The organism is Paucilactobacillus wasatchensis (assembly GCF_000876205.1).
In the GTDB taxonomy this organism is placed as follows: Bacteria; Bacillota; Bacilli; order Lactobacillales; family Lactobacillaceae; genus Paucilactobacillus; species Paucilactobacillus wasatchensis.
In genome coordinates, this window is the sequence record NZ_AWTT01000104.1 from 1 (window position 1) to 565 (window position 565).

Below are 565 nucleotides of genomic sequence, written 5' to 3' on the forward strand. Positions count from 1 at the left end.
GGTTCTACAATATTTGGTACTGATAGGTGTTCACTTCGTGAACATATATTGGTAACATTTTTATATACAGACAAAAAAAGAGAAGATAGCCTGCACCTATCTTTTCCAGAAAGGAACTATCTCTCATGGATGATTCTATCAAAGATGCACTTGGAATTACAGACACAAGAGTTACTTTTGATGAAAAATTTAAACAAACGCACAGTGAGGAGATCACTCCAAAGGGAGTGGCATACGTCTGGAATTTGAAACTTTCTTATCCCATGAACTGCCCTAACTGTAAAAAAAGGATGAACTACAATGGTACTAAAACCGTTATCCATCAAGCCATACCCACTGGTACTAAGCTAAACTTTTTTAGAATTCGTAAGCAAAAATATCTTTGTAAATACTGTGGCAACACTGAAATTGCCATGCTAAAAGATGTTAATAAACGTGAACATATTTTTAAAGCTGTTAAACAAAAGGCTGCTTTAGATATAGCAGAGGATGCAAGTTTCAAGCTAATCGCTAAGGAAAACAATATATCTGCAAATACGGTAACCAGAACCGCTTTAAGTTTAGG

General features: G+C 35.2%; 1 pseudogene. It reads left to right on the top strand.

Going from position 1 to position 565, the window contains the following annotated elements:
• Window positions 1-125: 125 nt before the first annotated feature.
• Window positions 126-565 (top strand): annotated as a pseudogene (locus tag WDC_RS09310) (transposase family protein); the annotation flags it as partial.